The 4,738-nt window shown below is 64.5% G+C and carries 7 protein-coding genes and 1 pseudogene; 6 read left to right on the top strand and 2 right to left on the bottom strand.

Annotated features, from left to right (window positions below):
• The coding region (locus ENZ74_RS22500) for a methyltransferase domain-containing protein (protein ID WP_127312995.1) at nucleotides 1-767 on the bottom strand (767 nt) is incomplete at its 3' end.
• 65 nt (nucleotides 768-832) lie between these two features.
• On the opposite strand from ENZ74_RS22500, the gene ENZ74_RS22495 reads away from it, so the two are divergent.
• The 5 genes from ENZ74_RS22495 to ENZ74_RS22475 all read left to right on the top strand — a co-directional run bounded on the left by ENZ74_RS22495 (nucleotide 833) and on the right by ENZ74_RS22475 (nucleotide 3,906).
• On the top strand, nucleotides 833-1,633 hold the full coding sequence (locus ENZ74_RS22495) for a ComF family protein (protein WP_063169072.1): 801 nt from the start codon (nucleotides 833-835) through the stop codon (nucleotides 1,631-1,633).
• 27 nt (nucleotides 1,634-1,660) lie between these two features.
• Nucleotides 1,661-1,930 carry a glutaredoxin 3 gene (gene grxC / locus ENZ74_RS22490; protein ID WP_024503792.1) on the top strand — a complete coding sequence of 90 codons (270 nt, stop codon included), beginning with the start codon at nucleotides 1,661-1,663 and terminating at the stop codon, nucleotides 1,928-1,930.
• Nucleotides 1,931-1,940: 10 nt separating this feature from the next.
• Nucleotides 1,941-2,807 carry a carbon-nitrogen hydrolase family protein gene (locus ENZ74_RS22485; RefSeq protein WP_027163514.1) on the top strand — a complete coding sequence of 289 codons (867 nt, stop codon included), beginning with the start codon at nucleotides 1,941-1,943 and terminating at the stop codon, nucleotides 2,805-2,807.
• Entirely contained in the window at nucleotides 2,804-3,229 is a 426-nt protein-coding gene (locus ENZ74_RS22480; RefSeq protein ID WP_013529451.1) for a DUF1178 family protein, read from the top strand. Before ENZ74_RS22485 ends, ENZ74_RS22480 begins: the two co-directional genes overlap by 4 nt.
• 122 nt (nucleotides 3,230-3,351) lie before the next feature.
• On the top strand, nucleotides 3,352-3,906 hold the full coding sequence (locus ENZ74_RS22475) for a hypothetical protein (protein WP_164746265.1): 555 nt from the start codon (nucleotides 3,352-3,354) through the stop codon (nucleotides 3,904-3,906).
• 6 nt (nucleotides 3,907-3,912) lie between these two features.
• On the opposite strand, the gene ENZ74_RS22470 is transcribed toward ENZ74_RS22475, so the two are convergent.
• Nucleotides 3,913-4,398 carry a MarR family transcriptional regulator gene (locus ENZ74_RS22470; RefSeq protein ID WP_013529453.1) on the bottom strand — a complete coding sequence of 162 codons (486 nt, stop codon included), beginning with the start codon at nucleotides 4,396-4,398 and terminating at the stop codon, nucleotides 3,913-3,915.
• A 96-nt stretch (nucleotides 4,399-4,494) separates the two neighbouring features.
• On the opposite strand from ENZ74_RS22470, the pseudogene ENZ74_RS22465 reads away from it, so the two are divergent.
• Nucleotides 4,495-4,738, top strand: a pseudogene (locus ENZ74_RS22465) (EamA/RhaT family transporter); the annotation flags it as partial.

Genomic DNA, 4,738 nt, shown 5'->3' with positions numbered 1-4,738 from the left:
ATCGAGAAACTTGCCCTGACGCGGCCGTCGGGGTCGGAAAACCGCTCGGCGTAGATTTCCGCCGCGCGGGCAAACAGCTTGCGCGAGCCCGGGCGCCGGCTGCGATCGGTGAGTGCATTGGTCTCGCCCATGGCCCGCAGATCCGCGATCAGGTTGAACAGGCTGGCATAGCGCACCGTCACCGTCTCGACGTCGGCGACCGGCAGAGCGAGACCGGCGCGCTGCAGCAGCGCACCGGCATCGCGCACGTCGGTGAACGGCGCGACACGCGGGCTGGCGCCGCCGTAAAGCTCGGTCTCGGCCGCAAGCAGGCTTTCGCGCAACTCGAAAAGCGTACCGGCGCCGGCAAAGGCGCCGAGGAAAAGCCCATCCGGCCGCAACGCACGGCGGATCTGGATCAGCATGCCTGGGATGTCGTTCATGGCCTGCAGCGACAAGAGCGACACCGCCAGATCGAGGCTTTCCGACTCGAACGGCACGGTTTCGAGCGGTGCGATCAGGCCGGCATCGCCACCGCTCAGGAAAGCCGTATCCGTCTCGACGCGGACAATGTCGGCGACCTTGCCGCTTTCGGCGAGCGTTTCGGCCGCCGCCGGCGTCTGGCAAAACAGCACGGCCGCCTTGCCGAACCGGCGCTCGACGGCGCCCAGCCGTTCGGCAAGGTCCTCGGCCGTGCGGCGCATGAGGAAGTCCGCGCCGTCGACCGGACGGGCAAGCGCGCGCCGCTTGTGCGTCAGCCACAGAGAGGTATCCATTATTGGCTGCAACGGGCAGATCCTTTGTTTGTCCACGCTCCGAGATCGTTGATATAGTGGCGCGCAGGAGCAACCACGTGGCCGATCCGATGCCCAAGATCAAGTCTATCGGGATCACGAACCTGGCCCGGTCGGTTGTCGGCTGGCCGGCGCGGATGCTGTTTCCGCCGGTCTGCGCCGGTTGCCGCCGGCATGTCTCGCAACCGGGCGTGCTGTGCGGCGCCTGCTGGCCGAAGCTCAGGCTGCTGGAGCGGCCATGGTGCCCTGTCATGGGTACGCCGTTCACCCACCATATGGGCGAAGGCTTTCTGTCGGCCGAGGCGATTGCCGATCCGCCGCCTTTCGAGCGGGCGCGGGCGGCGGTCGCCTATTCCGGCGTTGCGCGCCAGATGGTGCAAGGGTTGAAATACCAGGATCGCACGGATCTGGCACCTTGGATGGCGCGCTGGATGATGCGTGCGGGTGCCGATCTCATCGCCGAGGCGGATGTGGTGGTGCCGGTGCCGCTGCACTGGCGGCGGTTTTTCAGGCGGCGCTTCAACCAGTCGGCGGAACTGGCCAGGGCGGTCTCGGCACTTAGCGGATTGCCCTTCGCCCCGTCGGCGGTTCGGCGCGTGAAACTCACCCGCCAGCAGGTCGGGCTGGAGCGCGGCGAACGCGAGGAGAATGTGCGGGCCGCGTTCCGGGTGCCTGCCGAGGCGGAAATCGAGATCGCCGGCCGCAGGGTGCTTTTGATCGACGATGTCTACACCACCGGCGCCACGGTGCGTTCCGACACCAAGGCGCTGAAAAGGGGAGGTGCGGCCGCCGTCGACGTGCTGACCTTTGCGCGTGTGTTGCCGGGGGACTTTCGGGCGGACGAGTCCGCGACTATATAAGTCGGCAACGAACAGCGGAAATTCGTCATGACCGATGTCACGATCTACACCCGCATGATGTGCGGCTATTGCACGGCAGCCAAGCGGCTGCTCGAGCGCAAGGGCGTCGCCTTTACCGAGCACGATGCCTCCTTCTCGCCGGAATTGCGCCAGGAGATGATCTCCCGGGCGCATGGCCGCACGACCTTTCCGCAGATTTTCATCGGCGATACGCATGTCGGCGGCTGTGACGACCTCCACGAGCTGGAGGCCGAAGGCCGGCTGGACAAATTGCTCGCCAACGGCGCGACGAATTGAGGGAATGACGATGGGTGTTTTCAAGGCCGCTGCGATCCAGATGCGTTCGGGCGAGAGCCCCGAGCGCAACGCCGTCGATCTCGAACGGCTGGTGCGTGAAGCAGCCAGCCTAGGTGCCACCTACATCCAGACGCCGGAAATGACCGGGGCGCTGATCCGCGACAAGGAAGCTCGCGCCGCATCGTTCACGTCGGAGGACAAGGACATCGTCGTCGCGACCGCGCGCAGGCTGGCCAAGGAGCTCGGCATCTTCCTGCATATCGGCTCGACCGCCATTCTGCGCGCCGACGGCAAGCTCGCCAACCGGGCGCTGCTGTTCGGGCCGGATGGTGCTGCGCTCGCCGCCTACGACAAGATCCACATGTTCGACGTCGATCTCGACAATGGCGAGAGCTGGCGTGAGTCCGCCGCCTATGAACCGGGAACCGAGGCCGTCGTCACCGACATCGAGGGTGCAAAGCTCGGCTTCGCCGTTTGCTACGATCTGCGCTTTCCGCAACTCTTCCGCGCCGAGGCGTTGGCCGGCGCAGACCTGCTTTCCGTACCGGCTGCCTTCACCCGCCAGACCGGCGAGGCGCACTGGCACGTGCTGCTCAGGGCCCGCGCCATCGAGAACGGCGCCTATGTCGTCGCCGCCGCGCAAGGCGGCTTGCATGAAGACGGCCGCGAGACTTACGGCCATTCGCTGATCGTCGATCCGTGGGGCCGGATCATTGCGGAAGCCGCGCATGACGAACCGGCGGTGATCGTCGCCGAGATCGACCCGGCGCAGTCGCTTGCCGCGCGCAAGAAGATCCCCAATCTCAGGAATGCGCGGGATTTCGCCGTCAATGCCGGCTCGGGCGAGGCGCCGCGGCTCAGGGGTGCAGCCTCTTGATCCGTTTTGCCCTGATCTGCGAGCACGAGCACGAATTCGAAGGCTGGTTCCGCAGCAACGACGATTTCGACACCCAGAAGAAGCGCGGCTTCGTCGATTGCCCGAGCTGCGGTTCGCACAAGGTGCAGAAAGCACTGATGGCGCCGGCCGTCTCCACGGCGCGCAAGCAGGAAACCATAGCGCTGGCCATGGGCGAGGCGCAGAAGCAGGCTTTGGCGCAGCTCAAGGCGATGGCCGAGAAGGTGCGCGAGAATGCCGATTATGTCGGCGACAAGTTCGCCGAGGAAGCGCGAAAGATCCATTTCGGCGAGAGCGACCCGCGTGGCATCTATGGCGAGGCGACGCTGGACGAAGCCAAGAGCCTGGTCGAGGACGGCGTCGAGTTCATGCCGATCCCGGTGTTTCCGGACGACCGCAACTGAGTTCCGAGGGAGCTTTGCGCGACCCAGAAGCGATTGAGCCGCGACGCAGCATAAGAGCCGTCGTTGGCCGATTGGCCCGCTGGGGCGCCGTCAAGCTTAGCGGTACCCGAACGATCGACGGGTTGCTCATCATCAGCGACAAGGGCACCGACAAGATCGTCGAGGCGCTTCAGCTTATTCGTGATTTTGATCCAGTGCGCTACAGACGGCTGCTTGGTGACGTAAGACAGGTATTTGTCACAACCCTTCCTGCTTCCGTCGCGCAATGGGCAAACTCTTCCAAGGCATGCGAATTGGACGAGCGCCATATCATCAGCGAAAGGACGACGCCGGAATTGGTCGCTTCGATTATCGTCCATGAAGCCACCCACGCGCGGCTTATGCGATGTGGTATCGGCTACGAAGAGGCGCTGCGGGATCGCGTGGAGCAGGTCTGTCTGCGTCGAGAAATAGCCTTTGCGGCCAGATTGCCGACCGGAAAGGGCCGGAGCCAGCAAGCCGAAGCGACACTCGAGGCCATGCCGGACTTTTCCGACAAGGCGATGAGTGAGCGCTATCTCAGCGGTTTGCGGGATGCTCTGCTCTACCTCAACATGCCGACCCGGCTTGTCGACCTCACCGTATCATACCGCCGCTGGAAACACCGGCGCCGGTTCTCGCCGCAGCCTACGAACTGACCCGGCTTAGCTCACGCTCCCGATCAATTTCTCAAGCAGCCGAGAGAGCGTCTCCCGTTCGGCCGGTGTCAGGCCGGAAAGAATCTCATGCTCGTTGGCAACATGGGCGGCAATAGCCTCATCGATCAACGCGAGACCCTTTTCGGTCAGCCGCACGACAATGCCGCGCCGATCGTTGGGGTGCGGCCCGCGCAGGATCAATCCGGACGTTTCGAGCCGGTCGAGCCGGTTGGTCATGGCGCCTGACGTCACCATCGTCGCTTCATAGAGGGCGGTCGGCGTCAGGGCGTAGGGTGATCCAGAGCGGCGCAGCGTTGCCAGCACGTCGAATTCCCCGGACTGCAATCCATAACGGGCAAACAACGGCGCCAGGCGCTCGCGGGCGATCAGCGAGGCGGCCTCGTTCAGCCGCCCGAGCACACCCATCGGCGAGACGTCCAGATCGGGTCGTTCCCGCTTCCATTGCTCGATCGCCCGTGCTGCCCTGTCCAACTGTCTCACCATCATTTATCTTGACGTTAAGAATCTTTCCGTTATCTTACTGCAAGATGCAATGCCGGCCAAGAGCCGCGCTACAGGATTCGGTCAATGAAGCTTCTCTGGGATTCGGCGCTCGGCCTGCTGGTCGTCACCGGCGGCCTGCTCGGCCTGACGCTGCCGTTCGGCAAGCTCGCCACGGCTGCCGGCGTGCCGGCCATGGTCTGGGCCTTCGTCATCTCGCTCGGCGCCGGCGGGGTCTTGCTGTGCATGCTCTTGGCTCGCGGCAAGCGGGTCCGGCTCACCGCGCACAAATTGCGCTATTTCTTCGTCACCGCCGCGGTGTCCTATGCTG

This window comes from Mesorhizobium sp. M7A.F.Ca.CA.002.15.2.1 (assembly GCF_003998715.1).
Classification (GTDB): Bacteria; Pseudomonadota; Alphaproteobacteria; order Rhizobiales; family Rhizobiaceae; genus Mesorhizobium; species Mesorhizobium ciceri.
Note: the sequence above shows the minus strand (reverse complement) of the source record. Positions and strands in the feature narration are given on the sequence as shown.

What these genes read in the sequence shown, in the direction of transcription:
- grxC (WP_024503792.1), top strand. Translation starts at nt 1,661, where the DNA reads ATGACCGATGTCACGATCTACACCCGCATGATGTGCGGCTATTGCACG.
- ENZ74_RS22485 (WP_027163514.1), top strand. Translation starts at nt 1,941, where the DNA reads ATGGGTGTTTTCAAGGCCGCTGCGATCCAGATGCGTTCGGGCGAGAGC.